The organism is Kitasatospora sp. NPDC057595 (assembly GCF_042800875.1).
GTDB lineage: Bacteria > Actinomycetota > Actinomycetes > Streptomycetales > Streptomycetaceae > Kitasatospora.
Map to the genome: position 1 here is coordinate 608,400 of NZ_JBHVGL010000001.1, position 26,432 is coordinate 634,831.

The 26,432-nt window shown below is 74.7% G+C and carries 30 protein-coding genes; 17 read left to right on the top strand and 13 right to left on the bottom strand.

Annotated elements, in window-relative coordinates:
• Positions 1–184: 184 nt before the first annotated feature.
• The 4 genes from ACFU9E_RS02625 to ACFU9E_RS02640 all read left to right on the top strand — a co-directional run bounded on the left by ACFU9E_RS02625 (position 185) and on the right by ACFU9E_RS02640 (position 3,351).
• Complete coding sequence (locus tag ACFU9E_RS02625) at positions 185–1,162, top strand: ABC transporter ATP-binding protein (RefSeq protein ID WP_380685331.1); 978 nt, start codon at positions 185–187, stop codon at positions 1,160–1,162.
• Positions 1,159–1,881, top strand: a complete 723-nt coding sequence (locus ACFU9E_RS02630) for an ABC transporter permease (protein ID WP_380685333.1) — start codon at positions 1,159–1,161, stop codon at positions 1,879–1,881. The genes ACFU9E_RS02625 and ACFU9E_RS02630 overlap by 4 nt, the downstream gene beginning before the upstream one ends.
• An 8-nt stretch (positions 1,882–1,889) precedes the next feature.
• Positions 1,890–3,131 (top strand): sensor histidine kinase, encoded by a 1,242-nt coding sequence (locus ACFU9E_RS02635; RefSeq protein ID WP_380685335.1) that lies wholly within the window; start codon positions 1,890–1,892, stop codon positions 3,129–3,131.
• A 79-nt stretch (positions 3,132–3,210) separates the two neighbouring features.
• On the top strand, positions 3,211–3,351 hold the full coding sequence (locus tag ACFU9E_RS02640) for a hypothetical protein (RefSeq protein WP_380685338.1): 141 nt from the start codon (positions 3,211–3,213) through the stop codon (positions 3,349–3,351).
• Here ACFU9E_RS02640 and ACFU9E_RS02645 read toward each other — a convergent pair.
• Positions 3,311–4,171, bottom strand: coding sequence for a GNAT family N-acetyltransferase (locus ACFU9E_RS02645; RefSeq protein ID WP_380685341.1), 861 nt, complete (start codon positions 4,169–4,171; stop codon positions 3,311–3,313). The two genes, ACFU9E_RS02640 and ACFU9E_RS02645, sit on opposite strands and share 41 nt — an antisense overlap.
• Positions 4,172–4,277: 106 nt before the next feature.
• On the bottom strand, positions 4,278–5,225 hold the full coding sequence (locus ACFU9E_RS02650; RefSeq protein WP_380685343.1) for a MerR family transcriptional regulator: 948 nt from the start codon (positions 5,223–5,225) through the stop codon (positions 4,278–4,280).
• A gap of 66 nt (positions 5,226–5,291) precedes the next feature.
• Between ACFU9E_RS02650 and ACFU9E_RS02655 the strand changes: the two genes are divergently transcribed.
• Both ACFU9E_RS02655 and ACFU9E_RS02660 read left to right on the top strand, forming a co-directional pair.
• Complete coding sequence (locus ACFU9E_RS02655; protein ID WP_380685344.1) at positions 5,292–5,921, top strand: hypothetical protein; 630 nt, start codon at positions 5,292–5,294, stop codon at positions 5,919–5,921.
• 11 nt (positions 5,922–5,932) lie between these two features.
• On the top strand, positions 5,933–6,565 hold the full coding sequence (locus ACFU9E_RS02660) for a response regulator (protein WP_380685346.1): 633 nt from the start codon (positions 5,933–5,935) through the stop codon (positions 6,563–6,565).
• A 13-nt stretch (positions 6,566–6,578) separates the two neighbouring features.
• On the opposite strand, the gene ACFU9E_RS02665 is transcribed toward ACFU9E_RS02660, so the two are convergent.
• Together ACFU9E_RS02665 and ACFU9E_RS02670 are read right to left on the bottom strand one after the other, a co-directional pair.
• Positions 6,579–7,460, bottom strand: coding sequence for a transglutaminase family protein (locus ACFU9E_RS02665; RefSeq protein WP_380685348.1), 882 nt, complete (start codon positions 7,458–7,460; stop codon positions 6,579–6,581).
• A 92-nt stretch (positions 7,461–7,552) separates the two neighbouring features.
• Entirely contained in the window at positions 7,553–8,464 is a 912-nt protein-coding gene (locus ACFU9E_RS02670) for a GNAT family N-acetyltransferase (RefSeq protein WP_380685350.1), read from the bottom strand.
• 265 nt (positions 8,465–8,729) lie between these two features.
• Between ACFU9E_RS02670 and fdxA the strand changes: the two genes are divergently transcribed.
• Together fdxA and dapC are read left to right on the top strand one after the other, a co-directional pair.
• Positions 8,730–9,056, top strand: a complete 327-nt coding sequence (gene fdxA / locus ACFU9E_RS02675; protein WP_030061559.1) for a ferredoxin — start codon at positions 8,730–8,732, stop codon at positions 9,054–9,056.
• Between the two features lie 20 nt (positions 9,057–9,076).
• On the top strand, positions 9,077–10,240 hold the full coding sequence (gene dapC / locus ACFU9E_RS02680) for a succinyldiaminopimelate transaminase (protein WP_380685352.1): 1,164 nt from the start codon (positions 9,077–9,079) through the stop codon (positions 10,238–10,240).
• Between the two features lie 108 nt (positions 10,241–10,348).
• On the opposite strand, the gene ACFU9E_RS02685 is transcribed toward dapC, so the two are convergent.
• Positions 10,349–11,137, bottom strand: coding sequence for a hypothetical protein (locus ACFU9E_RS02685; RefSeq protein ID WP_380690284.1), 789 nt, complete (start codon positions 11,135–11,137; stop codon positions 10,349–10,351).
• Between the two features lie 313 nt (positions 11,138–11,450).
• Positions 11,451–12,482, bottom strand: a complete 1,032-nt coding sequence (locus tag ACFU9E_RS02690) for a hypothetical protein (protein WP_380714713.1) — start codon at positions 12,480–12,482, stop codon at positions 11,451–11,453.
• A 136-nt stretch (positions 12,483–12,618) separates the two neighbouring features.
• On the opposite strand from ACFU9E_RS02690, the gene dapE reads away from it, so the two are divergent.
• Both dapE and ACFU9E_RS02700 read left to right on the top strand, forming a co-directional pair.
• Positions 12,619–13,692, top strand: coding sequence for a succinyl-diaminopimelate desuccinylase (gene dapE, locus ACFU9E_RS02695; protein WP_380686357.1), 1,074 nt, complete (start codon positions 12,619–12,621; stop codon positions 13,690–13,692).
• Positions 13,693–13,791: 99 nt separating this feature from the next.
• Positions 13,792–14,601, top strand: coding sequence for a TIGR00730 family Rossman fold protein (locus ACFU9E_RS02700; RefSeq protein WP_380686359.1), 810 nt, complete (start codon positions 13,792–13,794; stop codon positions 14,599–14,601).
• A 13-nt stretch (positions 14,602–14,614) separates the two neighbouring features.
• Here the strand turns inward: ACFU9E_RS02700 and folP are convergent, their stop codons facing one another.
• Positions 14,615–15,427, bottom strand: a complete 813-nt coding sequence (folP, locus tag ACFU9E_RS02705) for a dihydropteroate synthase (RefSeq protein ID WP_355364020.1) — start codon at positions 15,425–15,427, stop codon at positions 14,615–14,617.
• Positions 15,428–15,583: 156 nt separating this feature from the next.
• Here folP and ACFU9E_RS02710 point away from each other — a divergent pair, with 156 nt between their 5' ends.
• Together ACFU9E_RS02710 and ACFU9E_RS02715 are read left to right on the top strand one after the other, a co-directional pair.
• Entirely contained in the window at positions 15,584–16,036 is a 453-nt protein-coding gene (locus tag ACFU9E_RS02710; RefSeq protein WP_380686361.1) for a DivIVA domain-containing protein, read from the top strand.
• On the top strand, positions 16,033–16,626 hold the full coding sequence (locus ACFU9E_RS02715; RefSeq protein ID WP_380686363.1) for a DNA-3-methyladenine glycosylase I: 594 nt from the start codon (positions 16,033–16,035) through the stop codon (positions 16,624–16,626). The genes ACFU9E_RS02710 and ACFU9E_RS02715 overlap by 4 nt, the downstream gene beginning before the upstream one ends.
• A gap of 3 nt (positions 16,627–16,629) precedes the next feature.
• On the opposite strand, the gene ACFU9E_RS02720 is transcribed toward ACFU9E_RS02715, so the two are convergent.
• Positions 16,630–17,430, bottom strand: coding sequence for an enoyl-CoA hydratase-related protein (locus ACFU9E_RS02720; protein WP_380686365.1), 801 nt, complete (start codon positions 17,428–17,430; stop codon positions 16,630–16,632).
• Between the two features lie 298 nt (positions 17,431–17,728).
• Here ACFU9E_RS02720 and ACFU9E_RS02725 point away from each other — a divergent pair, with 298 nt between their 5' ends.
• Complete coding sequence (locus ACFU9E_RS02725; RefSeq protein WP_014137929.1) at positions 17,729–17,896, top strand: DUF3117 domain-containing protein; 168 nt, start codon at positions 17,729–17,731, stop codon at positions 17,894–17,896.
• 142 nt (positions 17,897–18,038) lie between these two features.
• Here the strand turns inward: ACFU9E_RS02725 and ACFU9E_RS02730 are convergent, their stop codons facing one another.
• Positions 18,039–18,671 (bottom strand): O-methyltransferase, encoded by a 633-nt coding sequence (locus ACFU9E_RS02730; protein ID WP_380686369.1) that lies wholly within the window; start codon positions 18,669–18,671, stop codon positions 18,039–18,041.
• A gap of 332 nt (positions 18,672–19,003) precedes the next feature.
• On the opposite strand from ACFU9E_RS02730, the gene sigE reads away from it, so the two are divergent.
• The 4 genes from sigE to ACFU9E_RS02750 all read left to right on the top strand — a co-directional run bounded on the left by sigE (position 19,004) and on the right by ACFU9E_RS02750 (position 22,374).
• Entirely contained in the window at positions 19,004–19,747 is a 744-nt protein-coding gene (sigE, locus tag ACFU9E_RS02735; RefSeq protein ID WP_380686370.1) for an RNA polymerase sigma factor SigE, read from the top strand.
• Entirely contained in the window at positions 19,744–20,754 is a 1,011-nt protein-coding gene (locus tag ACFU9E_RS02740; protein WP_380714714.1) for a zf-HC2 domain-containing protein, read from the top strand. The genes sigE and ACFU9E_RS02740 overlap by 4 nt, the downstream gene beginning before the upstream one ends.
• A 141-nt stretch (positions 20,755–20,895) precedes the next feature.
• Positions 20,896–21,357, top strand: a complete 462-nt coding sequence (locus tag ACFU9E_RS02745) for a sec-independent translocase (protein ID WP_380690148.1) — start codon at positions 20,896–20,898, stop codon at positions 21,355–21,357.
• 342 nt (positions 21,358–21,699) lie between these two features.
• Positions 21,700–22,374: a hypothetical protein gene (locus ACFU9E_RS02750; RefSeq protein ID WP_380690146.1), complete on the top strand. Its 675-nt coding sequence runs from the start codon at positions 21,700–21,702 to the stop codon at positions 22,372–22,374.
• Positions 22,375–22,453: 79 nt separating this feature from the next.
• On the opposite strand, the gene ACFU9E_RS02755 is transcribed toward ACFU9E_RS02750, so the two are convergent.
• The 4 genes from ACFU9E_RS02755 to ACFU9E_RS02770 all read right to left on the bottom strand — a co-directional run bounded on the left by ACFU9E_RS02755 (position 22,454) and on the right by ACFU9E_RS02770 (position 26,368).
• Positions 22,454–23,614 (bottom strand): Mrp/NBP35 family ATP-binding protein, encoded by a 1,161-nt coding sequence (locus ACFU9E_RS02755; protein ID WP_380680515.1) that lies wholly within the window; start codon positions 23,612–23,614, stop codon positions 22,454–22,456.
• Between the two features lie 56 nt (positions 23,615–23,670).
• Positions 23,671–24,225 carry a DUF1003 domain-containing protein gene (locus tag ACFU9E_RS02760; RefSeq protein ID WP_380680596.1) on the bottom strand — a complete coding sequence of 185 codons (555 nt, stop codon included), beginning with the start codon at positions 24,223–24,225 and terminating at the stop codon, positions 23,671–23,673.
• A gap of 76 nt (positions 24,226–24,301) precedes the next feature.
• Positions 24,302–25,621, bottom strand: coding sequence for a magnesium transporter MgtE N-terminal domain-containing protein (locus ACFU9E_RS02765; RefSeq protein WP_380680518.1), 1,320 nt, complete (start codon positions 25,619–25,621; stop codon positions 24,302–24,304).
• 186 nt (positions 25,622–25,807) lie between these two features.
• Entirely contained in the window at positions 25,808–26,368 is a 561-nt protein-coding gene (locus ACFU9E_RS02770; RefSeq protein WP_380680521.1) for a hypothetical protein, read from the bottom strand.
• Positions 26,369–26,432 lie beyond the last annotated feature (64 nt).

A 26,432-nucleotide genomic window follows, 5' to 3' on the forward strand; every position in this document is an offset into this window, starting at 1 on the left:
GTCCTCCCCGCTCCTTGTGACCGGGGTCTTGGTGTTCTGGTTGGCGTGGGGTGGGGGCGGGGGCCGGTTCTTTCTCCTATCCCCCCCACCCCCCCCCCCCCACGACGGCGGCCACTGCCGCCGCACCCCGGCCCGGCGGGACCCTGATGGGGCAAGCACGGGACCAGCAGGGAGGACCAGGGCCATGGGTGCGGGAGAAGTCGCCGCCTTCCGGGGCGTCAGCAAGAGTTACGGGCGGGTGCGGGCCGTGGACGGCCTCGACCTCGTCCTGCGGCCGGGCGAGACCGTCGCCCTGCTGGGCCCGAACGGGGCCGGCAAGTCCAGCAGCCTCGACCTGCTGCTCGGCCTGCGCGAGCCCGACCGCGGCAGCGTCACGCTGTTCGGCGGCACCCCGCGGGCCGCGATCACGGCCGGCCGGGTCGGCGCGATGCTGCAGAGCGGCGGCCTGATGGCCGACGTCAAGGTCCGCGAACTGGTGCGGCTCGCCTGCGACGTCCACCCGCGCGGCCGGGCCGTCGCCGAGGTGCTCGCCGACGCGGGCATCACCGACCTCGCCGAGCGCCGCGTCGACCGGCTCTCCGGCGGCCAGGAGCAGCGGGTCCGCTTCGCCCTCGCCGTCGCCGGCGCCAACGACCTCATCGTCCTGGACGAGCCCACCACCGGTATGGACGTCTCGGTCCGGCAGGCCTTCTGGGCGAGCATGCGGGCGCAGGCCGACGCCGGGCGCACCGTCCTGTTCGCCACCCACTACCTGGAGGAGGCGGACTCGATCGCCGACCGGGTGCTCGTCCTGCACCGTGGCCGGCTGATCGCCGACGGCAGCTCCGCCGAGATCAAGGCCCGGGCCGGCGTCCGCCGGATCGCCTTCGAGCTGCACGAGGCGGACGGCGCGTTCGACGACGCCGCGCTGCGCCTGCTGCCCGGCGTCCAGGGGCTGGAGACCACGGCCCGGGTGCCCGGCGTGCGGACGGTGCGGATCCGGGCCGCCGACGCGGACGCCGCCGTCGCCGCCCTCTACCGGGCGGGCCTGTACCCGCGTGGCCTGGAGGTCACCGGGCTGGGCCTGGAGCAGGCCTTCCTGACCATCACCGGCGAGCAGGACGCCGCCTCGTCCACCGAGTCCGCCGAGTCCGCCGAGACCGCCCTGGAGAGTGCGCGATGACCACCCTGATCCGCCTGGAGATCCTGCGGACCTTCCGCAACCGCCGCTACCTGCTCTTCACCGTCGCCTACCCGGCGCTGATGTACTTCTTCTTCATCCACGCCTACGGCACCACCGACCTCGCCGGCGGCCTGCCGGTGAAGACCTACTTCATGGTCTCGATGGCCACCTTCGGCGCGGTCGGCGCGGTGCTGACCGGCAGCGCCCAGCGGATCTCGCTGGAGCGCAAGAGCGGCTGGGTGCGCCAGCTGCGGCTGACCGCGCTGCCCGGCCGCGCGTACACCCTCGGCAAGATCGCGGCCAGTGCGGTGACCACGCTGCCCGCGATCCTGGTGGTCTTCGCGGTCGGCGCGAGCCAGGGCGTCTCGCTGGGCGCGGGGCAGTGGATCGGCCTGGCGCTCGCGCTCTGGCTGGGCAGCTTCGTGTTCGCCGCGCTTGGGGTGGCGCTCGGCTACGCGGCCGCGCCGGACTCGGTGCAGACGATCGTGATGATCACCTACATGGTGATGGCGCTGTTCGGCGGCACCTGGTTCCCGGTGAGCGGCTCGCTGGAGCGCTTCGCCCGGTTCAACCCGGTGTACCTCTACAACGAGCTGGCGGGCTTCACCCGGCCCGGGCACACCCTGGACATGGCCGCCGTCGCCGGGCTGGCCGCCTTCCTCGCCGTGTTCGCCGCCGCCGCGGCGGCGCTGTACCGCCGCGACACCCGGCAGGCATGATGATCGACATGAGCGATCCGCGTCCGACCCGCCCCGCCGACGAACAGCCGGAGGCGGGGGTGGCGCGGGTGTCGTTCATGAACGTCCCCGGTGCCCCGGTGGAGACCGGGCGGCAGCTGCTGGTCAAGGTCTCCTGGATGCTGCTGTGGATGATCTACCTGGCCTACCCGGTGGGCGACCTGCTGAACGGCGGCCACGGCACGGGCGCCACCGTGCTCGGCTGGGTCTGCCTGGTGGCCTTCGTCGTCGGCTACGTCCTGCTGGTGGTCCTCCGCTCGATGCCCGGGATGCGGCCGCGGACCTGCCGGGCGGTCGTCGCGGGGATGGTCGGGCTCGCCGTGACGTCCACCTTCGTCCTCGGCACCGCCTTCCTGTCCCTGTTCATCTACGCCTCGGTCTGCGTCGCGATCATCACACCGGCGCGGTACGTGCTGCGCGCGCTGCTCGCCATGGCGGCTCTCACCGCCGGGGTCGGCCTGCTGGCCCACGCCGACATGGACAGCGTGTGGACCTTCACGCTCAGCGCCTTCCTCGCGGGCGCCGCGATGAGCGGGCTGCAGCGCCTGGTCGCCACCATGAAGGAGCTGCGCGAGGCCCGCGCCGCCGTCGCCCACCTGGCCGCCTCCGAGGAGCGGCTGCGGCTCGCCCGCGACCTGCACGACCTGCTGGGGCACTCGCTGTCGCTGATCACCCTGAAGAGCGAGCTGGCCGGGCGCCTCATGGACGCGGGCAAGGACGAGGCGGCGCGGGCGCAGGTCGCCGACATCGAGACGGTCGCCCGGCAGTCGCTGATCGACGTCCGGGAGGCCGTCACCGGCTTCCGCCGGCCCACCCTGCCGGTCGAACTCGCCGCCGCCCGCACCGCGCTGGCGGCCGCCCAGGTCAGGCTGGACGCCGCGCCGGACCTGCCGGACGCCTGGCCGGGCCTGGCCGCCGAGGAGGCGGGCGCGCTCGCCTGGGCGCTGCGCGAGGCGGTCACCAACGTCGTCCGGCACGGCGAGGGCGCCACCGTCTGCACCGTCCGGGCCGACGAGGCCTGGGAAGGCGACGGAGAGCGCTACGCCGTGCTGGAGATCACCGACGACGGCCCCGGTCCGGGCAAGTCCCACCCGGGCAACGGGCTCTCCGGCCTGGCGGAGCGGCTCGCGCTGGTCGGCGGCCGGCTGGAGACCGGGCCGGGGGAGCGGGGCAGGGGCTTCCGGCTGCGGGCCGCGGTGCCGCTGCGCACGGCCTCCGTCCCGACGCCCTAGTGGTCCGCGCGGAGGAACTCTCCGCCCTCCCCGCACCGGCGTGGTGCCGCCGGTCCCGGTCGCGGGCAGCATGACGGGCATGCCGAAGCCCGCCGCACTGGTGCTCGTCGTCCTGCTCCTCTCGCTGATCCCCTGCGCCGCCTTCACCGAGGCCGGCGGCCCCGGTGCCGGAACGGCTCCTACCGGCGGCCGAACCGGGCCCGCCGACCGGCCCCGGTGAAGCCCAGCCCCCGGAACAGGGCCGCGGACGCGGGGTTGTCCACGTTCACGTCCAGGAACACGTCCACCTCCCCGGCCGCCCGCAGGCGATCCAGCGCCGCCGAGGCGAGCGCCCGTCCGAGCCCCCGGCGCCGCCACCCGGGCGCGGTCCCGAGCTGGACCAGGAACCCCTCGGCGCAGACCGCGAACCCGACCGGTGTGCCCGCCCCGTCCCGCGCCACCAGCGAGGCGTCGGGCCGGAAGTCGTCCTCGACCAGCCAGCCCACCCACTGCTCCAGCGTCAGGCCGGGGAAGCCCGGCCGGTCCGCGAACGACGCGCAGTACGCCGCGTAGAACGCCCCCCTGCTCGCCTCCCCCCACTCCTCCACCCGCACCCCGTCCGGCCACGGCACCGCCGGCAGCGGCACCCGGGAGCCGAGCCGGAGGACGTCCTCGGCGAACACCTGCCGCAGCCCCCGCGAGCGGAACAGCTGCTCGGCGGCGGGCGTCAGCGCCTCCGTCTCCACCTGGCCGACAGCCGGCGCCGCCGTCATCAGCCGGTCCAGCAGCTCCCCGCCGAGCCCGCGGCCGCGGAAGTCCGGATCCACCGCCCCCACCAGCGACCAGCGGCCGGCGTGGGGCCGCGCCGCCCCGCAGGCCACCAGCCTCCCGTCCTCGTAGGCCCCGATCCGGACGGCCCCCGGGCCGCCGTACCGCCCTTCGACGAAGGACGGCTCGCCCGCCACCGGCAGCCCCCCGTCCACCGCCAGGCACCGCCGCACCACCGCCAGGACCGCCGCCGCCTCGCTGTCCGGGAGCATCTCCCGCCACTCCACGCCCATCCCCGACCGCCTTCCTCTCGGATCCTCCCCGCATGCCACTCCGAAAGCGCGGCGGGCGCAACCGAGTTACGCCGGCGTGGAGCAGGAAGTCGGCCGGTCCGACTTCCTACTCCAGCGAGGCCCGCAGGGCGGTGGTGAACCAGGCGGAGACGTCATGGAGGCTCTCCTGGGCCGGCCAGCCGTTGATGATGGCGAGGAGCTGCCAGTAGCGCTCGGCGCGGGGGTCGTCGGCGGTCTCGACGCGGTCGAGGATCCAGGCACGCAGGGCGGCGTCGTCGGGGCGGCCGAAGGTGGCGGCGTAGGCGGCGGTCAGGGAGTCGAGGGCGGGGGCGGCGGCGGGGGAGTCGGGGGCGACGCCGGCGGCGAGGGCGGCGGCCACGGTGGTGCGGACGGTCTCGGAGAGGGCGCCGTGCAGACCGGTGTCGTCGCCGGCCGCCCGCTCGGCCGCCTGGTGGGCGGCCATCCGGCGGACCGCGGCGCGGAAGTCCTCGTCCTGCACGAGTTCGCCCAACTCGACCCAGGCGTCGATCTGTTCGGCCGACGGCTCGTCCGGCAGCCCGGGCATCGCGGAGCGCATCATCGCGACGAACTCCGGATTGGCGTCCAGGCCGCCGAAGGCGGCGTCGATGAAGTCGTTGACCAGGCGCCGGCGTTCGGCGTCGGACAGCTTCGCGAGCTGGTGCATGCGTCTCATCTCCTCGGTGGTGGAACCGCGTTCGGCGATCGCCCGCAGCACCGTCCGGCGCAGCCGGAGCGTGCGGATCTGCACGTCCAGCGCGTCGGCGTGCGCGGCGGCCACCTCGCGCAGCGGGGCGGAACGGTCCAGCACCCGCCGGATCGTGGCCAGGTCGAGACCCAGTTCCCGCAGGGTGCGGACCAGGTCGAGCCGGGCCGGCGCCCGCACGTCGAAGAGGCGGTAGCCGGCCGCGGTGCGGGCGGTGGGCGGGACGAGCCCGGAGTCGGCGTAGAACCGGACGGCCTTCACCGTCAGTCCGGTGCGCCGGGCCAACTCGCCGATGGAGTACAGGGTGTTGTCGAGTTCGTCGTCCCGCATGGCCCCCAGCTTGGCGTCTCCCCCCGGGGGAGACTCAAGGGGCCTCGGTGAGTAGGCTGCGGCGGCATGGGGGTGGACGAACGGACCCGGCGCGCCGGGCTGTCGGGGGTTCTGCTGGTGGCGGTGCTGACGGGGGCGGCGGGCTGCGGCTGGACGGGGCCGAAGGCCGCGCCACCGCCGCCGACCCCGGCCGCGGCGAGCGTCAGGACCACGCCCACGCCGACCCCGCACTGGGACGGGGAGGCGCTGCCGGGCCCGATCGCCGGGGAGCTGGCGGGGCTGCTGCGCACGCGGTGGGGCTTCGAGGTCCATTCGAGCGTGCGGCCGTCGCCCCCGCCGGCGACCGGTGTGCCGCCGCACACCAAGTACGAGGGGATGACGACGCGCCCCGGCGGGTACCAGCTGCTGTTCCTGATCCAGGCCGACCCGGCCGGCCGGTCGCGGCACGTGCTGTTCACCGTGCGGGGCGGCATGTCGGCGGCGGCGGCGAACGACCTCGCGGAGGCCGCGGACCTCGCCCTGGACGGGAAACTGCCGGCGCCGCAGCGGGCGTGGCTGGTGGCGCGGTTCACGGAGGAGCCGAAGCAGCCCCCGGCCCGGCCGACCGTGGTGGACGGGACCGAGATCCGGCTGACCGTCGTCGGCCCGGAGCCGGGGGTGCTCCTGGTCCGGCCGCTCCCGGCCGGGACGCCGTAGGGTCGGGCGCCATGAGTGAGATTCGGAAGGACCGGCCCTCGGTGCGGGTGCTGCTGGCGGAGGACCAGGGGATGGTCCGGGAGGCGCTGGCCGCGCTGCTCGGGCTGGAGGGGGACATCGACGTCGTCGCCCAGGTGGGCCGCGGCGACGAGGTGCTGGACGCGGCGGTCGCGCACGACGTGCAGGTGGCGGTGCTGGACATCGAGATGCCGGGGATGACCGGGATCGAGGCGGCGGCGCTGCTGCGCGCGCACCGGCCGCAGACCAGGGTGGTGATCGCGACCACCTTCGGCCGGCCCGGCTATCTGCGGCGGGCGATGGAGTCGGGCGCGGACGCCTTCCTGGTGAAGGACGCCCCGGCCGCCGAGCTGGCCGAGGCGATCCGCCGGGTGCTGCGCGGCGAGCGGGTGATCGACCCGGTGCTGGCCGCGGCCGCGCTGGCCGAGGGGGCGAACCCGCTGACCGCCCGCGAGCGGGACGTGCTGGCCGCCGCGGCGGACGGCGCGGTGAACGCGGACATCGCCGCGCGGCTGCACCTGTCGGAGGGCACGGTGCGCAACTACCTCTCGATGGCGATCCAGAAGACCGAGGCCCGCAACCGCGCCGAGGCGGTCCGGATCGCCCGGGAGAAGGGCTGGCTCTAGGGTCCGGGGAGGCTCAGTTCAGCCGGTGGCGGGCGGCCCGGGCCTCCTGGCGGACCTTGGCGGCGGCGTCCGGGTCGAAGGCGTCCAGGATTCCGGCGTACTCGTCCATCTCCTTCGCCCCGCCCAGGAAGTCGCCGGTGCGCACCAGCAGCTCGGCGCGTTCGAGCCGGAGCTGGGCCGGGTGGCGGGGGAGCAGCAGGGCGAGTTCGGTGGCCCACAGCTGGGTGCGGGCGTGCTCGGGGCGGTCGGCGGCCCAGGTGCGGATGTTGCCGAGCACCCGCAGGACGACGTCCAGCGGCTGCGCGGGCGTGAGCAGCTCGGGCGTGAACTCCTGCCCGGCGGCGCGCACCAGCCGGGCCACGTCGTCGAGGTCGAGCAGCCGGCCGCCGTGGAAGGGGTCGGCCAGGACGTACTCCTCGCCGCCGGCGGGCCCGCCGACCGCGACGATGAAATGGCCGGGCAGGGCGATGCCGTGCACGGTGAGTCCGGCCCGGCGGGCGACGGCGGACCAGACCAGCGCGAGCATGATCGGCAGTCCGCGCCGGCGCCGCAGCACGTCGGGCAGCAGCGAGGACTCCAGCCGCCGGTAGTCGGACATGCGCCCGTGGAAGCGCTCCCGCCCGCCGAGGACGGCGGCCAGCAGGGCGGCGGTCTCCTCCGGACCGGCCGGGGCCCGCTCGGCGACGGCGTGCCGGACGGCGGCCGCGTGCCGCTCCAGGGCCGCCGCGCAGGCGGCGAGCAGGGCGTCGACGGAGGGCTGGCCCTGGGGGTCGTCGGGGTCCGCGGGGTCGGGGCCGGGGGTGTGCTCGGCGGCGGCGAGCAGGCAGAGCAGCACCGGATCGGGCTGCTCGGCCCGGGCCTCGGTCCGGAAGCGTGCTCTGCTCTGCTCGGTCACGGCGGTGGCGGCGGCTTTCGTAGGGCGGGCGGACAGGCGGTCGCGGGTTCCGGGTACCAGCTCCCGGGGCCCCGGGTTCCGGCGGCGGCGCCCTACCCCTGGGGCAGGAGCGCGTAGTGGTAAGTGTGACTGGTCGTGAAGCCCAATCGGTCGTAGAGCGCGATCGCCCCGGCGTTCTCCGCCTCCACCTGCAGGTACGCGCCGCTCGCGCCCTCCTCGGCGGCCCGGGCGGCGAGCACCGCCATCACCGCCGTGGCGAGTCCCCGGCGGCGGGCCGCCGGTGCCACCTCGATGGCGCCGAAGCAGGCCCACGGTCCGTCGATGACGCAGCGTCCGACGGCGAGGACCGGCGGGGTGCCGCCCTCCCCGCTCCCGGTGCCGCGGGTGTCGTGCACGGTCGCGAACCAGACCGAGGGGCCGCCGTGGATCACCGTGCGGGCGGCCCGCTCCACCGCCGGGTCGTCGGTCACCCGCCGGTACAGCGACATCCAGTCGCGCGAGGCGGTCCGGGCCAGCCGCACCCGGTCCCGGCCGGCCGGGTCGCCGAGCCGGGTCAGCGGCGCCAGCCCGGCCGTCCGGACCAGGGTCGGCGCGTACCCGGCGCCCAGCCGGTCCAGCTCGGCGCGCAGCGCGTCCGGCGAGCCGGGGGTGCTGACCTCCACCCAGGCCGGCAGGCCGCGCGCCGCGTACCACCGGCGCGCGGTGGTGAGCGCCTCGTCCAGGGGCATGCCGGGGTCGCCGAGCGCCTGCACGGAGTTGGCGCGCCGGGTGAACCCGGCCGAGGCACGCAGCGTCCAGGCGCCCAGCGGTTCCTGCTCGACGGCGGGCCAGCCGCGGGCGGCGATCCGCTGGAGCTCGGCCGGACCGGTCGGCGGCAGCGGTGCGCGCCGGGCCGGGAAGAGCGGCACGGCCTTGCCCGCGACCAGCAGCTTCTCGTCGAAGGAGACCGGATCGCCGGACCGCGGCACCACCGTGAGCCCGTCGGCGTCCCAGGATGCGAGCACACCGATCACATCGCGGAACACTGGCCGGTTGTCGTCGGCGAACCCGGCGAGCCGTCGAACACTGACCCGGCGGCCCACGTCAGAGCGATCTATCCGGACCTCCGGACGGTCCTGAACCGGCCCTTCGGCGGCCATCTGGGCACCTCCTGTGCATTTGCGGTCTCCGACCCGCGATACTAGGGGCGGGCATCGACGACGCCGCGCTCACCCGCGCACGCGAGAAAACAGAATGGGCCGCCGAGCCCTTCCGAGGAGGAACGACAGCGTGACCTACGTCATCGCGCAGCCTTGTGTCGACGTCAAGGACAAGGCGTGCATCGAAGAGTGCCCGGTTGACTGCATCTACGAGGGCGAGCGATCGCTCTACATCCACCCGGATGAGTGTGTCGACTGTGGCGCTTGTGAGCCGGTCTGCCCGGTCGAGGCGATCTTCTACGAGGACGACACGCCGGAGGAGTGGAAGGACTACTACAAGGCGAACGTCGAGTTCTTCGACGACCTCGGTTCGCCCGGTGGTGCCTCGAAGCTCGGCCTGATCGAGCGCGACCACCCGTTCATCGCCGCTCTGCCGCCGCAGAACGCCGACCACTGACGACTGGTGGCAACTGAGCTGTGACTACCAAGAACAGCACGCACGCGCCGTTCCCGGGCCACCCGGGAGCGGCGCGCCGCGTTTCCGACCTGCTGCCGGTGTTCCCCTGGGACAAGCTGGAGCCGTACAAGGCGACCGCGCTGACCCACCCCGGCGGGCTCTGCGACTTCTCCGTCGGCACCCCGGTCGACCCGGTGCCCGAGGTGATCCAGAAGGCCCTCGCGGCCGCCACCGACACACCCGGCTACCCGACGGTCTGGGGGCCGACCGAGCTGCGCGAGGCGATCGCCGGCTGGCTGCACCGCCGGCTCGGCGCCGAGATCGGTCCGCAGGCCGTCCTGCCGACCGTCGGCTCCAAGGAGCTGGTCGCCTGGCTGCCGACCCAGCTGGGCCTCGGCCCCGGCGACCAGGTCGCCTACCCGCGGCTGGCCTACCCGACCTACGAGGTGGGCGCGCGGCTGTGCGGCGCCGAGCCGGTCGAGTACGACTCGGTGGACGAGCTGGACGGCTCCCGGGTGCGCCTGCTGTGGGTCAACTCGCCGTCCAACCCGACCGGGCGGGTGCTCGGTGCGCGGGAGCTGCGCCGCGCGGTGGAGTGGGCGCGCGAGCACCGGGTGCTGCTGGTCAGCGACGAGTGCTACCTGGAGCTCGGCTGGGAGGCCGAGCCGGTGTCCGTGCTGCACCCCGAGGTGTGCGGCGAGGGCGGCCACGAGGGCCTGCTCGCGGTGCACTCGCTGTCCAAGCGCTCCAACCTGGCCGGTTACCGCGCGTCCTTCGTGGCGGGCGACCCGGTGGTGGTCAGGGAGCTGCTGGAGGTGCGCAAGCACGGCGGCATGATCGTGCCGGCCCCGGTGCAGGCGGCCACGGCCGCCGCGCTCGGGGACGACGCGCACGTGGCCGAGCAGCGGGAGCGCTACGCGGCCCGGCGCGCGGCGCTGCGGGCGGCGCTGGAGGCGTACGGCTTCCGGATCGAGCACTCGGAGGCCAGCCTCTACCTGTGGGCGACCCAGGACCGGCCGTGCTGGGAGACCGTGGCCGAGCTGGCCGGGCTGGGCATCCTGGTGGCGCCCGGGGACTTCTACGGTCCGGCCGGCGGGCGGTTCGTGCGGGTCGCGTTCACCGCGACCGACGAGCGGGTCGCGGCGGCCGTCGAGCGGCTGCGCGCGGCGGCCGGGGCACGGTAGCCGGAGGCGCGCGTGCGAGGGGCCGGCGTCCGGGTTTCCGGACGCCGGCCCCTCGCCGCTGTGCGGGCGGGTCCGGCCGGTGTGCGCTCGGCCGGTGCCGGTGCGGGCTCAGCCGATCGGCAGGCCGCCCAGCGAACCGCCGTTGAGGCCGCCCAGCAGGCCGCTGAGCGGGCCGAGCGCGCTGGTCAGGCCGCCCAGGCCGTTCAGCGGGCTGTTCGCGCCGAGGTCGGCACCGCCGAGGCGGTTGGCCGACCCGTGCTCGGCGAGGCCCAGCACGTCGGCGCCGGGCAGGTCGGCGGGCAGCGCCCGGGTGACCGTGCCGAGCGGCAGCGCGTCGGTGACGGTGGTGGTGCTGGGGATCGCCTGGGCGACCCCGCTGCCGCCCGGCACGGCGCCGGTGACGGTGCCGGCGGCCGGGGCGAGCTCGCCGACCGGGCCGAGACCGGCGTGCGAGCTGCGCTGCGGGGTGGCGCTCTTGCCGGTGACGGCCTCGCCGAGCTTGCCGGCCAGCGCCTGGGCGACCTTCGGGGCGACGCGGGAGAGCTCGCCGGTGGTGGCGGCGGTCTGGTCGACCGGGGCGGTCAGCGAGCCGGCCTTCTCGTTCGCCTCGGGCAGCTGCTGGGCGACGATGTTGCCGGTCGCGTCGGCCGCGGCGGGCACGCCCGAGGCGACGGTGGCGGCGCCGGTGTTCCCGGCCGCCTGGCCCAGCTGGTGGGTGGTGTGCTGGAGGGTGGACCCGGCGTCGGTGTTGGTGAGCTGGCCCAGCGGCGCGGCCAGGTCGCCCTTCGGCAGCAGGGCGTCGACGGCGGACGCGGAGCCGGCCGCGACCAGCGGGGTCGCGCCGGCCGCCACGAGCAGCGCGGCCTGGGCGATCCGGCGCGTGAGGGGGTGAGACATGGGGCTCCTCGGAGGGGTCTGGGTCCGTCCCGTCCGCCGGGCGGACGACGTTGTTACCGCTTGAGAAGCCAGAAGGTTTCGGCCCGTGCAAGGAAAACGCCGGGTCGACGATCGGATGGTAGGACCGCTGGGAGGGGTGCGCCGGGTCCCGGACCGAAGGTGCGCGCCCGCGACGGGCCAAGGGGAGTGACGGTTCTGCGCCCCGTCCGCCCCGGCCGGCCCGCCGTCCACCGCGATTGACGCGAATCACCCGGTCGGCGGCAACCCGGACACCAGTGCGTCAACGCCCCGGGCCCGCCGCCTCCGGCGGCCGTCAGCCCTTCGCGGGGGCGGCCAGCGAGACCAGCACCAGCTTGGTCGAGGTGCCGGTCGGCTGCGGCTTCCAGCCGTCCTCGGACTTCGCCTTCCGCCAGATCTTCCCGTCGTACGCGACGGTCTCGATGCCCAGCTTCTGCGCCTGCGTCACCGCCCAGTGCGCCACCGCCCAGCCGTTCTGCCGCTCGGCGTCCGGGCCGGAGTCGGTGGACGCGGTCGGGTCCGGGGTCAGCGAGACGGCGTTCTCCGCGCCCTTGACGGTGGAGGAGTAGCCGGTGGCCGGGGTCACCGTGCGGCCGAACTCGCGGCGCACCCGGTCGCTCAGCACCTGGGCCCGGTCCGGGCCGGCCGGCGTCGCGGCACCGGAGGCGGGCGCGGCCCCGGCCGGCGCGGCCGGGGCCGCGCTCTCCTCGTCGGTGTCCGGCTCGGCGAAGTCGTGCACCACGCAGTTCAGCGAGGCCGCCTCGCGGCCGGTCAGCGCGGAGGCCAGCAGGGTGGCCTTGGTCTCGTGCTTGGCGTAGGCCTGCGGGTAGCCGCTCTTCTGCACCTGCTGGGCCGCGTCGGTCAGCGGCAGCCGGGTGTAACCGGGCACCTTGACCAGGCCGTCCAGGAACTTGTTGGTCGCGTAGACCGGGTCCATGATCTGCTGCACGGTGCCCCAGCCCTGCGAGGGCCGCTGCTGGAACAGGCCCACCGAGTCCCGGTCGCCGCCGGCCAGGTTGCGGATCTTGGACTCCTGCATCGCGGTGGCCAGCGAGATGGTCACCGCCCGGTCCGGCAGGCCGCGGGCGTGCGCCACGGCGGCGATGGTCGCCGCGTTGGCCGCCTGCGGGACCTCCAGCGTGCCCTCGCCGGCCGGCGTCTTCACCGAGCAGCCCTCGGGGGTCAGCAGCTTGTTGTCGCGCAGCCAGAACAGCGCCCCCGCGACCACGGCCAGCACCAGCAGACCGATCAGCACCACCCGCAGCGGCCTGCGGCGCCGCCGGGGTGCCGCGTCCTCGCCCCCGCCGCCGCCCTCTCGCCTCGCCACCGCCGCCCCTCTCCGCCGAGCACTCCGAACCGACACCGTACCCAGTCGGACGGGTGTGCGGTGACGGACGGTTGCCTCCGGCCCTGTCACAGCACTGCCACAGGGGGTGCCGGCGACCCGACTAGGCTGGGCAACCATGAGCAGCCCGAAGACGCCCCTGGACCTCACCCTCGACGGCGGCGCGCTGACCGCCCAGCTGGTCGACTTCCCCTCCGTCAGCGGCGACGAGCAGGCGCTCGCCGACGCGATCGAGGCCGCCCTGCGCGCCTACCCGCACCTGACCGTCGACCGGTACGGCAACAACGTGGTCGCCCGCACCGGCCTCGGCCGCGCCGAGCGCGTCGTGCTGGCCGGCCACATCGACACCGTGCCGATCGCCGACAACGTGCCCTCCTGGGTCGAGGGCGACCTGCTCCACGGCTGCGGCACCTCGGACATGAAGTCCGGCGTCGCCGTCCAGCTCCGGCTCGCCGCCACCCTGCCCGAGCCCAACCGGGACCTCACCTTCGTCTTCTACGACTGCGAGGAGGTGGAGGCCCACCGCAACGGCCTCGGCCACCTCGCCCGGGTCCACCCCGACTGGCTCGCCGCCGACTTCGCGGTGCTCATGGAGCCCAGCGGGGCGGTCGTCGAGGGCGGCTGCCAGGGCACGCTGCGCGCGCAGATCCGGCTCGGCGGCGTCCGCGCGCACTCGGCCCGCAGCTGGCTCGGCGACAACGCCATCCACAAGGCCGGCGAGGTGCTGCGCCGGCTCTCCGAGTACCGGGCGCGCCTGGTCGAGATCGACGGTCTCGAGTACCACGAGGGCCTCAACGCGGTGCGCATCGACGGCGGCGTGGCCGGCAACGTCATCCCCGACGAGTGCGTGGTGACGGTCAACTTCCGCTTCGCGCCGGACCGTGACGAGGCCGACGCCGAGAAGCACGTGCGCGAGGTCTTCGACGGCTTCGAGGTCACCGTCACCGACTTCGCCCCGGGGGCGCTGCCCGGCCTCAACCAGCCGGCCGCGCAGGCGTTCCTCGCCGCGACCGGCGGCACCGCCCGCGCCAAGTTCGGCTGGACGGACGTGGCCCGGTTCAGCGCGCTCGGCGTCCCGGCGGTCAACTACGGCCCGGGCGACCCCAACATGGCGCACAAGCGGGACGAGCACTGCTCGCTGAGCGCCATCGCGCGGACCGAGGAGCGGCTGCGCGCCTGGCTGACGGCCTGAGCCGGCCGTCCGGCCATCGGCGGCAGGCCATCTTCCGGTCGTCCAACCGACCTTCCACCGTTGCCTGAAAAAGGGGAGAGGCGGGCGTAGGGTTTCGTCATGACAGGCACTGGAGACGAGAAGCGCTACGGGCACGGCCCCGAGCAGGTGGGCGAGCCGCGCGTGAAGAAGGCGTGGCCCGAGAAGCAGAAGGGCCCGGTGCTGGTGCGCCGGGACCAGGTCGGCGAGAGCACCACGGACCAGCGCCTGCTGGACACCACCGGTCCCACCGACTGGCTGCACACGGACCCGTGGCGGGTGCTGCGGATCACCTCCGAGTTCGTCGAGGGCTTCGGCGCGCTGGCCGAACTCCCGCCCGCGGTCAGCGTCTTCGGCTCCGCCCGGACCGCGGTCGACTCGCCCGAGTACGCGGCGGGGGTGGCGATCGGCCGGGCGCTGGTCGAGGCCGGGTATGCGGTGATCACCGGCGGCGGTCCGGGCGCGATGGAGGCGGCCAACCGCGGCGCCTCGGACGCCGGCGGGCTCAGCGTCGGGCTCGGCATCGAGCTGCCCTTCGAGCAGGGGCTCAACGAGTTCGTCGACCTCGGGCTGAACTTCCGTTACTTCTTCGTCCGCAAGACGATGTTCGTGAAGTACGCCCAGGGCTTCGTCGTCCTGCCGGGCGGACTCGGCACGCTGGACGAGCTGTTCGAGGCGCTCACCCTGGTGCAGACGAAGAAGGTCACCCGCTTCCCGGTGATCCTCTTCGGCAGCGCCTACTGGGGCGGGCTGGTCGACTGGCTGCGCAACACCCTGGTCGCGCAGGGCAAGGCGGCCCCGCACGACCTGGAGCTGTTCCACGTCACCGACGAGATCGACGAGGTCATGAAGATCCTCGCCGACGCCCGCCGCCCGGCGGAGGAGATCTAGCTCCTTCTGCCCCTCAGGCCAGTCCCCGGCGGGCGACCGCCGGGGGGCGGGTGCCGCGGATCGAGGCGACCATGTCCAGCACCTGCCGCGTCTCCGCCACCTGGTGCACCCGGTACACCCGGGCGCCCAGCCAGGCGGAGACCGCCGTGGTGGCCAGCGTGCCGAGCAGCCGCTCGTCCACCGGCTTGTCGAGGGTCTCGCCGACGAAGTCCTTGTTGGACAGCGACACCAGCACCGGGAAGCCGGTCGCGGTCATCTCCGGCAGCCGCCGGGTCGCCTCCAGCGAGTGCCGGGTGTTCTTCCCGAAGTCGTGCCCCGGGTCGATGATCACCGCGTCCCGCCGCACGCCCAGCTCCACCGCCCGCTCGGCCAGCCCGACGGTCACCCGCAGGATGTCCGCCATCACGTCCTGGTAGCCGACCCGGTGCGGCCGGGTGCGCGGTTCGGCGCCGCCCGCGTGGGTGCAGACCAGCCCGGCGTCGTGGCGGGCGGCCACCTCGGCCAGCCGCGGGTCCACCCCGCCCCAGGCGTCGTTCAGCAGGTCCGCGCCCACCTCGCAGACCGCCTCGCCGACCTCGTGCCGCCAGGTGTCGACGCTGATCACGGCCTCCGGGTGGCGCTTGCGCAGCTCCGCGACGAACGGCACGGTGCGCCGCAGCTCCTCCTCGACGGTCACCTCGTCGCCGGGGCCGGCCTTCACCCCGCCGATGTCCAGGATCGCGGCGCCCTCGGCCATCGCGCGGTCGGCCGCGGCGAACGCGGCCTCGTCGGCGAAGGTCGCGCCCCTGTCGAAGAAGGAGTCGGGCGTCCGGTTGACGATCGCCATGATCACCAGCTCGTCGTCGCCGAATTCCCGTGGTCCCAGGCGCAGTGCCACCGATGTCTCCTCCACAGCTGCTGCGGGTGCGATGATGTCCCCCGGCCCATCGGGACCATGATCCCACTCCTGTCGGGGCCGGCCGGAAAATCGGGAGGACCGCTCGTGTTCTGGGTGATCGTGGCGGCGATGGCCGTGGTGGTCGGCGGTGCCGCGCTGGTGGCGCTGGGCGGCGGCGGTTCGCTGCCGGAGGCCGTGCAGGACCGTATCTCCGCCCGTCTGCCGCAGGACCGTCCGCTCGGCCAGGGCGACGTCGAGGCGCTGCGCCTGCCGATGGCCGTGCGCGGCTACCGGATGGACGAGGTGGACGACGTCCTCGACCGGCTGGGTGCCGAACTCGCCCACCGCGACGAGCGGATCGCCGAACTGGAGGCGCTGGCCGCGGTGCGCGGCGCCGTCGTGGCCGACGACCGCCCGGAGCCCGGGGCCGAGCCGCTGCCCGGCCTGGAGGAGTTCGCCCGGGTCGTCGAGCCCGCCGTCGCCCTCACCAAGGCCGCCGCGGCACCGGGCCCCGAGGGCGCGAGGCCCGCGGACGCCGAGCCCGAGGGCCGGGAGTGAGTGCCGAGCCCGGCGGCGCCGTCCTCGGCGCGGACGGGCTGCGCCGCTGCGGCTGGGGAGACTCGGCGGACGACTACCGGGTCTACCACGACACCGAGTGGGGCCGCCCGGTGCACGGCGACGACGCGCTGTTCGAGCGGGTCTGCCTGGAGGCCTTCCAGTCCGGTCTGTCCTGGATCACCATCCTGCGCCGCCGGGAGGGCTTCCGGGCCGCCTTCGCCGGCTTCCGGATCGCCGAGGTGGCGGAGTTCGGCGCGGCCGACGTCGAGCGGCTGCTCGCCGACACCGGCATCATCCGCAACCGGGCCAAGATCGAGGCGTCGATCGCCAACGCCGGGGTCGCCCGCGACCTCGACGGCGGACTGGACGCGCTGATCTGGCAGTTCGCCGGCGACCCGGACCGGCCGGCGCCCCGCACGCTCGGCGAGGTGCCGGCCGTCACGCCCGAGTCGACGGCGCTGGCCAAGGCCCTGAAGAAGGCCGGCTTCCGGTTCGTCGGCCCGACCACCGCGTACGCGCTGATGCAGGCCTGCGGACTGGTCGACGACCACCTCGCCGACTGCCACGTCCGGACCGCCCTCCGGGGGTAGCGCCTACCGCCCGAGGTACTTCGGCTTCTCCTTGGCGATGAAGGCGCGCACCGCGATCCGGTGGTCCTCGCTCTCGCCGGCCAGCGTCTGCAGCTCGTCCTCCTTGTCGAGCAGCTCGCTCAGCGAGTGCGCGGCGCCGTACGCCAGCGACTCCTTGATCGCGCCGTACGCCACCGTCGGGCCCTCGGCCAGCTCCTTGGCGAACACCCGGGCGGTGGCGGCCAGTTCGGCGGCCGGTACGACCTTGGTGGCCAGGCCCAGCTCCATCGCCTCGGCCGCCTTCACGGTGCGCGGCAGCATCAGCAGCTCGGTCGCCCTGGCGTGCCCGACCAGCCGCGGCAGCGTCCAGGACGCACCGGAGTCGGCGGTCAGCGCGATCCCGGCGAACGCCGTGTTGAAACCGGCGGTGTCCGCGAGGATCCGGAAGTCGCAGGCGAAGGCCAGCGAGGCGCCCGCGCCGGCCGCCACCCCGCCGACCGCCGCCACCGTCGGCTTGCGCATCCCGGCCAGCGCCCGCAGCAGCGGGTTGTAGTGCTCGGCGACGGTCCTCAGCGCGCCCTCGCCGGTCTCCTCGGCCCGCTTCAGCAGGCCCAGGTGCTCCTTGAGGTCCTGCCCGACGCAGAACGCCCGGTCGCCCGCGCCGGTCAGCAGCACCGCCCGCACCGCCGGGTCCTCGGCGGCGGCGGTCACGGTGTCGCGCAGCGCCACCTTGGTCGCCACGTCCAGCGCGTTCATCGCCTCGGGGCGGTTGAGGGTGATGACGGCCAGGCCGCCGTCCAGCTCGTACAGCACGGAATCGGACATGGGTGAGGGCTCCCCTGCTCGTGATCGGCTCTGATCGTCGCTGCCAGGATGCCGGAGTCCCCGGGCGCCTGGGGAGTGTGAGGTATCGCACCTTTCGGCGCCCCGCGGACCGGCGCCGCGCCGGGGCTTATGCCGGAAAATGTGCGGGATTGCGGTGGTCCGGACGTGGTTGCGCCGAGAGTGATGTTGGTCATCAGGCCGTGGCATGCGGGATAATGGCTTCCGATCAATGCGTTCGATACCGGCGGTGGACGGACTGCCGGTGCGTAGCTGAGCGGTTGCAGGAAGGGGAACGAGCATGGCGGCCATGAAGCCGCGGACGGGTGACGGCCCGCTCGAAGTCACCAAAGAGGGGCGGGGCATCATCATGCGCGTTCCGCTCGAAGGCGGCGGACGCCTCGTGGTGGAGCTCACGCCTGACGAGGCCGACGCCCTCGGCGAGGCCCTGAAGAAGGCCTGCGGCTGACCGCAGCAGGTGCTCGCCATCTCCTGGAGATGTGCTGCCGGGCCCGGGTACGACCATCGTGTCGGCCCGGGCCCCGTACTTTTCCGGACGCCGCCGGAAAGCCCTTCCGGCGCTTCCGGCCCTTCCGGCCCTTCCGGCGCTCCTAGCGCTTCACGGCGCAGAGCAGCCCGTCCGAGACCGGCAGCAGCGCGGGCAGCAGCGCGTCGCTCTCCCGGACGGCCTGGACCAGGTCCCGCACCGACTGGGTCTGCGGGTCCTGAAACTCCGGCTCGGCCAGCCGGCCCTCCTGGAACACACCCTCGAAGCAGACCATCCCGCCCGGCCGCAGCAGCCGCAGCGACTCGGACAGGTACTCCCGGGACTCCGCCGGGTCCCCGTCGCAGAACACCAGGTCGTACTGGCCGTCCGCGAGCCGGGGCAGCACCTCCAGGGCCCGGCCCGGTATGAACCGCGAGCGGTTGGCCGCGAACCCGGCCGCCTGGTAGGCCTCCTTCGCCAGCTGCTGGCGCACCGGCTCGGAGTCGACGGTGGTGAGCACCCCGTCCGGCCGCATCCCGCGCAGCAGGTACACCCCGGAGACGCCCGTCCCGGTGCCGATCTCGGCCACCGCCTTGGCGTCCAACGCCGCGGCCAGCAGGCGCAGGCAGGCCCCGCCGCTCGGCCCGATCGCCCGTATCCCGGTCCGCGCGGACTGTGCCCGGGCGTAGGTCAGCACCGCGTCCTCGCCGACGTAGGTGTCGGCGAGGGCCGCGCGCGCGGGCCCGAACTCGCTGATGGCTGCCTCTTTCGGAGCCCCGGGTGACGGCCCGGCGCGGAGCGGATGTCGATATTTCCTGCCACAGATTACTGGCCGGACGGGAACCGCGTACGGCGGCGGGCCGTTGGTCGAGCAGGGACCGGGGGAACGTGACCTCCCGGACACCCTCCGGACCGGGTCATCCGGGTCGGCCGGTCCCGGACGCTTCTTATCCGGGCTTGACGGGCGAGGTGGATATGGTGGTGGCCCTGCTGGGCAGAAGAGCCGACCGAGGAGGTGTGGCCGAGGGCGACGTCCCTGTGCGGCGGCACTCCCGCGGCACCGCGTCGACCCGTACGCCGAAGCCCGTGATGAACCAGCCTGCGCACTCCACCCTGGACCAGCCGGCCCCCGCGCACCAGGCGCCGGCCGCCGGTACCGCCGAGGCTCCCGCCCTCGCGACCTTCGCCGAGGGACCCGACGCGCAGACCTGGACTCCCCCCACGTGGGAGGAGATCGTCGAGGCCCACAGCGCCCGCGTCTACCGCCTCGCCTACCGCCTGACGGGCAACCAGCACGACGCCGAGGACCTCACCCAGGAGGTCTTCGTGCGGGTGTTCCGCTCGCTGTCGACCTACACCCCCGGCACGTTCGAGGGCTGGCTGCACCGGATCACCACCAACCTGTTCCTGGACATGGTCCGCCGCCGCCAGCGCATCCGCTTCGACGCGCTCGGCGAGGACGCGGCCGAGCGCCTCGCCTCCCGCGAGCCGAGCCCGGCCCAGCACTTCAGCGACACCCACTTCGACGCCGACGTCCAGCACGCGCTGGACACCCTGGCGCCCGAGTTCCGCGCCGCCGTCGTGCTCTGCGACATCGAGGGCCTCTCCTACGAGGAGATCGCGGCCACGCTCGGCGTCAAGCTCGGCACCGTCCGCAGCCGCATCCACCGCGGCCGCTCGCACCTGCGCGCCGCGCTCAAGCACCGTGCCCCCGGCTCGGCCCCCGGCCGTGAGCGCCGCGGCGGCAGTGCCGAGGAGCTGCCGGTGCCGGTCGGCGCCGCCGCCGGCGGGGCCGCGGTCGCACCGGGCGGGCGCGGACGGAGGCGATCGTGAGCGGAACCGGCCGATCGGGACCGGGCCACCCGGAGACGCCCGGCCGCACCACCACCCGCCGCGCGGGCTGGCCCGCCCTGGGCCGCCGGGGCCAGGACGGCACCGCGGCCGACCCCGCGCCGCAGCCGGCACCCCCGGGCGAGCCGGCGCTGCGCGCCGTGGCCGTACGGGCCGTCGAGCCCGCCGCCGAGGAGCACCACCTCGGGGACCGGCTGTCCGCCTTCGTCGACGGTGAACTCGGCCACGACTCGCGCGAGCGCGTCCAGGCCCACCTGGCGACCTGTCCGCAGTGCCTCGCCGAGGCCGACGAGGGCCGCAACGTCAAGCACCTGCTCACCCGCACCGGCACGCCCGGCCCGTCCGCCGGGCTGATGGCCCGGCTGCTGGCCGTCGGAGCGCTCCCGGAGGACGACTCCCAGCCGCGCGCCGAGTCGCGGCGCCGGGACGACGACGACCTGCCCGGCGGCGGTGTCCCGTCCGCCGGCACGCTCGGCGGCAGCCGGCTGGACGGCGGCTCGTTCGGCCGCGGTGCCGGCGCCTCCTTCGGCGCGGGCGCGCTCGGCGCCGATACGCCGGTGCCCGGCGTCGACCCCCGGGCGTTCGGCCGGGGTTCGGTGCTGCGCCCGCTGATCGGGCGGCGCTCGGCCCGTCCGGTCGACCCGGTCCAGCCGCTGGCGGCCGCCGCGGCCGCGGCCGCCCCGGTGGCCCGGCAGGTCCCGGCCCGCGGGCGGCGCTTCGTCTTCGCCGCGGCCGGCGCCTTCTCGGTCGCCGCGGTGACGCTCGGCGGCGTCGGCAGCGTCGCCGGCCCGGGCGACGAGCAGCACGGCACCACGGTCAGCCCGGCGGGCGGCGGCCGGGGCGGGATGGTCCCGATGAACGCCCAGGTGCCGGCGGTGGACCTGCCGCTGCGCCCGGTGGCGGTCACCCGGGGCGCGGTCCCGCCGTACGACTTGCCGGAACGGTCGCCGAGTTCCGGCGTCGCCGGTCTGCACCACGAGAACAGATAGCCGCAGCACAGGCCCCTCGCGGCAGAGATCATCGGCGGGTCTTCACCACGGCTTCATCACACCGGGGGTCATGGACCCGTCGATGGCCACTACCCTGTGAGGAGCGTCCGTCCGATCCGATCGCGAGCTTAGGGAGCTTTGGTGTTCAGCGACGTGGGCACACTGGAGATCCTGACCCTGGCCATCATGGCCATCGTGATCTTCGGTCCGGACAAGCTGCCGAAGCTGATCCAGGACACCATGGGCTTCATCCGGAAGATCCGGTCCTTCGCGGACACCGCGAAGGAGGACATCCGCAGCGAGCTCGGTCCGGAGTTCAAGGACTTCGAGTTCGAGGACCTCAACCCGAAGACCTTCGTGCGCAAGCAGCTGATGGGTGGCGAGGAGGACCCGCTGGGCCTCAAGGAGATGCGGGACACCCTGGACATCCGCTCGGTGCTGGACGACAAGCCGGCCGCCGTGGTCAACGGCACCGGCCGCACGGGCAGCGTCTCCTTCGACAAGTCCGCCGCCCCGGCCCCCGCCTCCGCCGCCCCGGCCGGCGCCTCCGCGGCCCCGCTCGCCCCCGGCGAGCGCCCCCCGTTCGACCCCGACGCGACGTAACTCGCCCGCTCGCCTCCGGGGCGCTTCGAGCCGGCGCCGACGCTCCTCGCTCCGGCACCCCCTCCTTCGTCAGTCGCTTGTCGCTCCTCCCTTTCGGTACCGGCGCGCCCCTTCGGCTAGGGGCGGTGGCCTGCGGCCCGTACCGAGGCGGGAGGAATCGGGGCGCCGACCCCGGGGTTGAGCGGGGCGGTGGCGTGTGCGCCGCTATTGTGCTGATTGTTCCCGCTGTGCCGTCTGTCACTTTCCGGCCCTTTCCGGGCCGAAGACGGTCGGCGGGGAGGCCGCGGTACGCCACGATGGGAGCGCGCCACGGCAGGCACACGTCGTTGAGGAGGCCCGGGGATGGACGCGACGAGTCAGGCGGCGGGGACGGCCACGGCCGGCGGACCCGTGGTCGGAGGACAGGCCGGCCCGGCGGACCCGCTGGTGCCGTACCTGTCCGCGGACTTCCCCTGGTACGGCCTGGACGAGGGCTGGACCGGCCGCCGCTTCCTGCTGCCGAGCGGCTTCGGCGGCCCGCGGGCGGGCGCCCACGGCACCGTCGACTACGGCAGCCTCGGCCACGGCGAGGAGCCGGCCCGCCAGTTCGAGCCGCGGGACGTGCGGAAGTTCGCCGTCGTCGTCACCGTCGCCCGCCGGGACAGCCGCCGCAGCGCCGACAACACCGGCACCCTGGAGGCGACCTCCGCCTCCTCCGCGGCCTGGCTGGCGAGCTCCGGCCTGCTGGCCGCCACCTGGCCGGGCCAGCTGGACCGCGCGCGGCGCCAGGACTGGCTGGACCAGCAGTCCACGCTCGCCTGGGACCTCGCCGACGACCTGGAGGGCCCCTGCTGGTCCACCCTCAGCCTCCCGGTGAACGGTCTGCCGCAGCCGTTCCGCTACCGCGAGTCCGAGTACGGCTGGGTGCTCGCGGGCGAGGCCCGCGGCGTCCTGCTCGGCGCCTACGGCCGCGGCGTCAGCGCCTACGGCGCCGGCTTCACCGCCGTCCCCGACCTGACCGCCTACACCCGCCCCTAGGCCCTGGCACGGCGCCGGACGTGCGCAGGGGCCCGCCGGATCGTCCGGCGGGCCCCTGCGCGTGTCCGTTGGCGGCGCGTCAGAACTTGTTCTTGGGGGTGAGCCCGAGGGACAGGCCCGACAGGCCGCGCTGGCGGCCGCCGAGCTTGCCGGCGATGGCGCGCAGGGCGGCGCCGGCCGGGGAGTCGGGGGCGGCCAGGACGACCGGGCGGCCGTCGTCGCCGCCCTCGCGCAGCCGGACGTCGATCGGGATCGAGCCGAGCACCGGGACGGTGGCGCCGACGGTGCGGGTGAGCGCCTCCGCGACGGTCTGGCCGCCGCCGGTGCCGAAGACGTCGATCATCTCGTCGCAGTGCGGGCAGGGCATGCCGGACATGTTCTCGATCACGCCGACGATCTTCTGGTGGGTCTGCACCGCGATGGTGCCGGCCCGCTCGGCGACCTCGGCGGCGGCCATCTGCGGGGTGGTGACGATCAGGATCTCCGCGTTGGGGACCAGCTGGGCCACCGAGATGGCGATGTCGCCGGTGCCGGGCGGCAGGTCCAGCAGCAGGACGTCCAGGTCGCCCCAGTACACGTCGGCGAGGAACTGCTGCAGGGCGCGGTGCAGCATCGGGCCGCGCCAGACCACCGGAGTGTTGCCCGGGGTGAACATGCCGATCGAGATGACCTTCACGCCGTTCGCCTGCGGCGGCATGATCATGTCCTGGACCTGGGTGGGCAGGCCCTCGACGCCCAGCATGCGCGGCACGCTGTGGCCGTAGATGTCGGCGTCCACCACGGCGACCTTCAGGCCGTCGGCGGCCATCGCGGTGGCCAGGTTGACGGTCACCGAGGACTTGCCGACACCGCCCTTGCCGGAGGCGACCGCGTAGACGCGGGTCAGCGTGCCGGGCTTGGCGAACGGGATCTCCCGCTCGGGGGCGCCGCCGCGCAGCAGCTGGGAGAGTTCCTTGCGCTGCTCGTCGCTCATCACGTCGAGCTCGACCTCGACGCCGGTCACGCCGGGGACGCGACCGACGGCCTCACGGACCCGGGTGACGATGGTGTCGCGCATCGGGCAGCCCGAGACGGTCAGGTAGACCGCGACCCGCACGGCGCCGCCCTCGCCGATCTCGACCGATTTCACCATGCCGATCTCGGTGATCGGACGGTTGATCTCCGGGTCGTTGACGGTCGCCAGCGCCTGGCGCACGGACTCCTCCGTGGCGCCGGCCGCGACCTCTGTCTCGTTGGCCATGCCTTGATGGTACGGCGCCGCGCGGGGTGCATAACCGGTCGGTAGCGTGCTGCGGGTCACAGCACCCCGGAAGCCTCCCGGCGCTCGTCGATCTCCCTGAGCAGCGACTGGAGTTCGGAGCGGACGAAGTCCCGGGTGGCGACCTCGCCGAGGCCCTGGCGCAGCGCCGCGACCTCGCGGGTCAGGTACTCGGTGTCGGCGATGTTGCGGTCGCTGCGGGCCCGGTCCTGCTCCATGTTGACCCGGTCCCGGTTGTCCTGCCGGTTCTGCGCCAGCAGGATCAGCGGCGCCGCGTAGGAGGCCTGCAGGGAGAGCACCAGGGTCAGGAAGATGAAGGGGTAGTCGTCGAAGCGGGCGGCGTCGGGCAGCAGGGTGTTCCAGGCGACCCAGATGATGATCACCACGGTCATCCAGACGATGAACCGTCCGGTTCCCAGGAAGCGGGCGATCCGCTCGGAGAGCTTGCCGAAGGCCTCCGGGTCGTAGGCCGGCAGGGTGATCAGCCCTGGGCGGGCGGTGCGCGGCTGGTCGAGCCGGCTGCGGGCGACCGGGCTGCTGCCGGTGGCGGGCTCGGTGCGGCGGTCCCGGGCGCCGCCCTCGCGGGCCCGCAGTTCGCGCAGCTGGCGCAGCTCCCGCAGCTCGCCCTGGAGCCGCTGGCGCGGGGACTCGTCCCGCCGGCCCTTGCGGTCAGCGTCCACCGGTCACCTCCTTCTCGTCGCGGCCGTCGGCCGGCCCTTCGGCGGGGCTCGCGGCGGGTTCGCCGTGCAGCGAGGCCTCCCGCCAGTCCTCCGGCAGCAGGTGGTCGAGCACGTCGTCCACGGTGACCGCGCCGACCAGGTGGTCCGCGTCGTCGACGACCGGCGCGGCGACCATGTTGTACGTCGCCAGGTAGCTGGTGATCAGCGAGAGCGGGGTGTCCGGCGGCAGCGGGTCGAGGTCGTCGTCGACCAGCGAGCCGACCAGGGTGTACGGGGGCTCGCGCAGCAGCCGCTGGAAGTGCACGGTGCCCAGGTACTTGCCGGTCGGGGTCTCGTTCGGCGGGCGGCAGACGAAGACCTGCGCGGCCAGCGCCGGCTTGTGGTCGGAGACCCGCACCCGGGCCAGCGCCTCGGCCACGGTGGCGTCCGGCTCCAGCACGATCGGTTCGGTGGTCATCAGACCACCGGCGGTGTTCTCCTCGTAGGTCAGCAGCCGGCGCACCGGCTCGGCCTCGTCCGGCTCCATCAGCTGAAGCAGCCGTTCGGCCTCCTCGCCGGGCAGCTCGGAGAGCAGGTCGGCGGCGTCGTCCGGGTCCATCGCCTCCAGGATGTCGGCGGCCCGTTCGTCCTTCAGCTTGCCGATGATCTCGACCTGGTCGTCCTCGGGCAGCTCCTCCAGGACGTCGGCGAGCCGTTCGTCGTCGAGCGCGGCGGCGACCTCGGCGCGGCGCTTGGCGGACAGGTGGTGCATGACGTTGGCGAGGTCGGCGGCGCGCAGCTGGTCGAAGGTGGCGAGCAGGTTGGCGGCGCCCTGGTTCTCCTCGGGCAGCGTGAAGCCGGTGACGTCCTGCCAGTCCAGGGTGAGCGTCTCGCCGCGCGCCTTGCGCAGCCGGCCGACCCGGCCGACCTGGACGAAGACCTTGCCGATCTCCCACTCGCGCAGCCGGGTCTGGGTCATCGCGACGTCCAGGACGGTGACGTCCTGGCCGGTCTTGGTCCAGGTGACGGTGCGGTCCAGCAGCTCGGCGAGGACGAGCGTCTCGGCGGGGCGCTGCTCGAAGCGCCGCATGTTGATCACACCGGTGGTGATCACCTGGCCGGACTCCAGGCTGGTCACCCTGGTCATCGGCAGGAAGATCCGGCGCCGGCCGACCACCTCCACCAGCAGGCCGAGCACCCGGGGCGGGCGTCCGCCGATCCGCAGGGCGACCACGACGTCCCGGACCCGGCCGACCTGGTCGCCGTTGGGGTCGAAGACCGCGATGCCGGAGAGGTGCGAGATGAAGACCCGGTTGCCTGGCCCTGCCATGGACTCCTGGACTCCCCTCGCTTCGCTCGACGCCTGGTCGGGCGCGCGGGCACGCCCCGCGGCCAAGCGTACTCGGGCATCTCCGCCCGGGCTCGGCGAAAGCCGGGCGAATCGGTCGGCGGGGGAGGGGCGAGGGGAGGGACGAGGGGGACGGGCGAGGCGGAGGGCGGGACGGGTGGCGGGGCGTCAGCCCTTGCGGCGGCCCAGCAGCAGCTTCGGCAGGCCGGCCGGGATCGGACGGCGGGTGGTGGCCGGGGTGGGCAGCGGGGCCGCGACGTGCGAGTCCTCCGGCATCGCGCCGGGCCGTTCGGCGAGTTCGGCGCCCGCCGTGCCGGCCGGCTCCAGCCGCAGCACCCGGCACTCGCGGGCCCAGCGGTCGGCGATGGCGTCGGTGTCCGGCGCGTTCAGCCGCTTGCCCTTCAGCTCCTCGACGGCGCCCAGCCAGGCCTCGCCGCCCGGGGTCAGCTCGACCACCCGCGCCGGCCAGCCGGTCAGCCGGCCGCCCTTGTCCTTGCTGCGGACGGTCACCGTCGCGCCCGCGCCGCCGGCCAGCCCGTGCAGCGGCTGCTCGGCGCCGTCGCCGACCACCACCACCGCGCCGTCGTGCCAGGCGTGCCAGAGCGCCCGCGCGTGCTCCTGGCCGTCCGCCCGGACCCAGAGCAGGCCGGACTTCTTCGCGGCCTCCTCCAGCAGGGCCCGGTCGAGGAAGTCGTCGGCGGTCGCGGCTGCGGCAGGCGTACGGTCCATGGCGCACAGCGTACGGCCTGTGCGGTGCGGCGATCGTCCACGGTTCGGGCGACAGTTCCGTGGA

What these genes read in the sequence shown, in the direction of transcription:
- ACFU9E_RS02625 (WP_380685331.1), top strand. Translation starts at nt 185, where the DNA reads ATGGGTGCGGGAGAAGTCGCCGCCTTCCGGGGCGTCAGCAAGAGTTAC.
- ACFU9E_RS02630 (WP_380685333.1), top strand. Translation starts at nt 1,159, where the DNA reads ATGACCACCCTGATCCGCCTGGAGATCCTGCGGACCTTCCGCAACCGC.
- ACFU9E_RS02635 (WP_380685335.1), top strand. Translation starts at nt 1,890, where the DNA reads ATGAGCGATCCGCGTCCGACCCGCCCCGCCGACGAACAGCCGGAGGCG.
- ACFU9E_RS02640 (WP_380685338.1), top strand. Translation starts at nt 3,211, where the DNA reads ATGCCGAAGCCCGCCGCACTGGTGCTCGTCGTCCTGCTCCTCTCGCTG.
- ACFU9E_RS02645 (WP_380685341.1), bottom strand. Translation starts at nt 4,171, where the DNA reads ATGGGCGTGGAGTGGCGGGAGATGCTCCCGGACAGCGAGGCGGCGGCG.
- ACFU9E_RS02650 (WP_380685343.1), bottom strand. Translation starts at nt 5,225, where the DNA reads ATGCGGGACGACGAACTCGACAACACCCTGTACTCCATCGGCGAGTTG.
- ACFU9E_RS02655 (WP_380685344.1), top strand. Translation starts at nt 5,292, where the DNA reads ATGGGGGTGGACGAACGGACCCGGCGCGCCGGGCTGTCGGGGGTTCTG.
- ACFU9E_RS02660 (WP_380685346.1), top strand. Translation starts at nt 5,933, where the DNA reads ATGAGTGAGATTCGGAAGGACCGGCCCTCGGTGCGGGTGCTGCTGGCG.
- ACFU9E_RS02685 (WP_380690284.1), bottom strand. Translation starts at nt 11,137, where the DNA reads ATGTCTCACCCCCTCACGCGCCGGATCGCCCAGGCCGCGCTGCTCGTG.
- dapE (WP_380686357.1), top strand. Translation starts at nt 12,619, where the DNA reads ATGAGCAGCCCGAAGACGCCCCTGGACCTCACCCTCGACGGCGGCGCG.
- ACFU9E_RS02700 (WP_380686359.1), top strand. Translation starts at nt 13,792, where the DNA reads ATGACAGGCACTGGAGACGAGAAGCGCTACGGGCACGGCCCCGAGCAG.
- folP (WP_355364020.1), bottom strand. Translation starts at nt 15,427, where the DNA reads ATGGCGATCGTCAACCGGACGCCCGACTCCTTCTTCGACAGGGGCGCG.
- ACFU9E_RS02720 (WP_380686365.1), bottom strand. Translation starts at nt 17,430, where the DNA reads ATGTCCGATTCCGTGCTGTACGAGCTGGACGGCGGCCTGGCCGTCATC.
- ACFU9E_RS02725 (WP_014137929.1), top strand. Translation starts at nt 17,729, where the DNA reads ATGGCGGCCATGAAGCCGCGGACGGGTGACGGCCCGCTCGAAGTCACC.
- sigE (WP_380686370.1), top strand. Translation starts at nt 19,004, where the DNA reads ATGAACCAGCCTGCGCACTCCACCCTGGACCAGCCGGCCCCCGCGCAC.
- ACFU9E_RS02750 (WP_380690146.1), top strand. Translation starts at nt 21,700, where the DNA reads ATGGACGCGACGAGTCAGGCGGCGGGGACGGCCACGGCCGGCGGACCC.
- ACFU9E_RS02755 (WP_380680515.1), bottom strand. Translation starts at nt 23,614, where the DNA reads ATGGCCAACGAGACAGAGGTCGCGGCCGGCGCCACGGAGGAGTCCGTG.
- ACFU9E_RS02765 (WP_380680518.1), bottom strand. Translation starts at nt 25,621, where the DNA reads ATGGCAGGGCCAGGCAACCGGGTCTTCATCTCGCACCTCTCCGGCATC.
- ACFU9E_RS02770 (WP_380680521.1), bottom strand. Translation starts at nt 26,368, where the DNA reads ATGGACCGTACGCCTGCCGCAGCCGCGACCGCCGACGACTTCCTCGAC.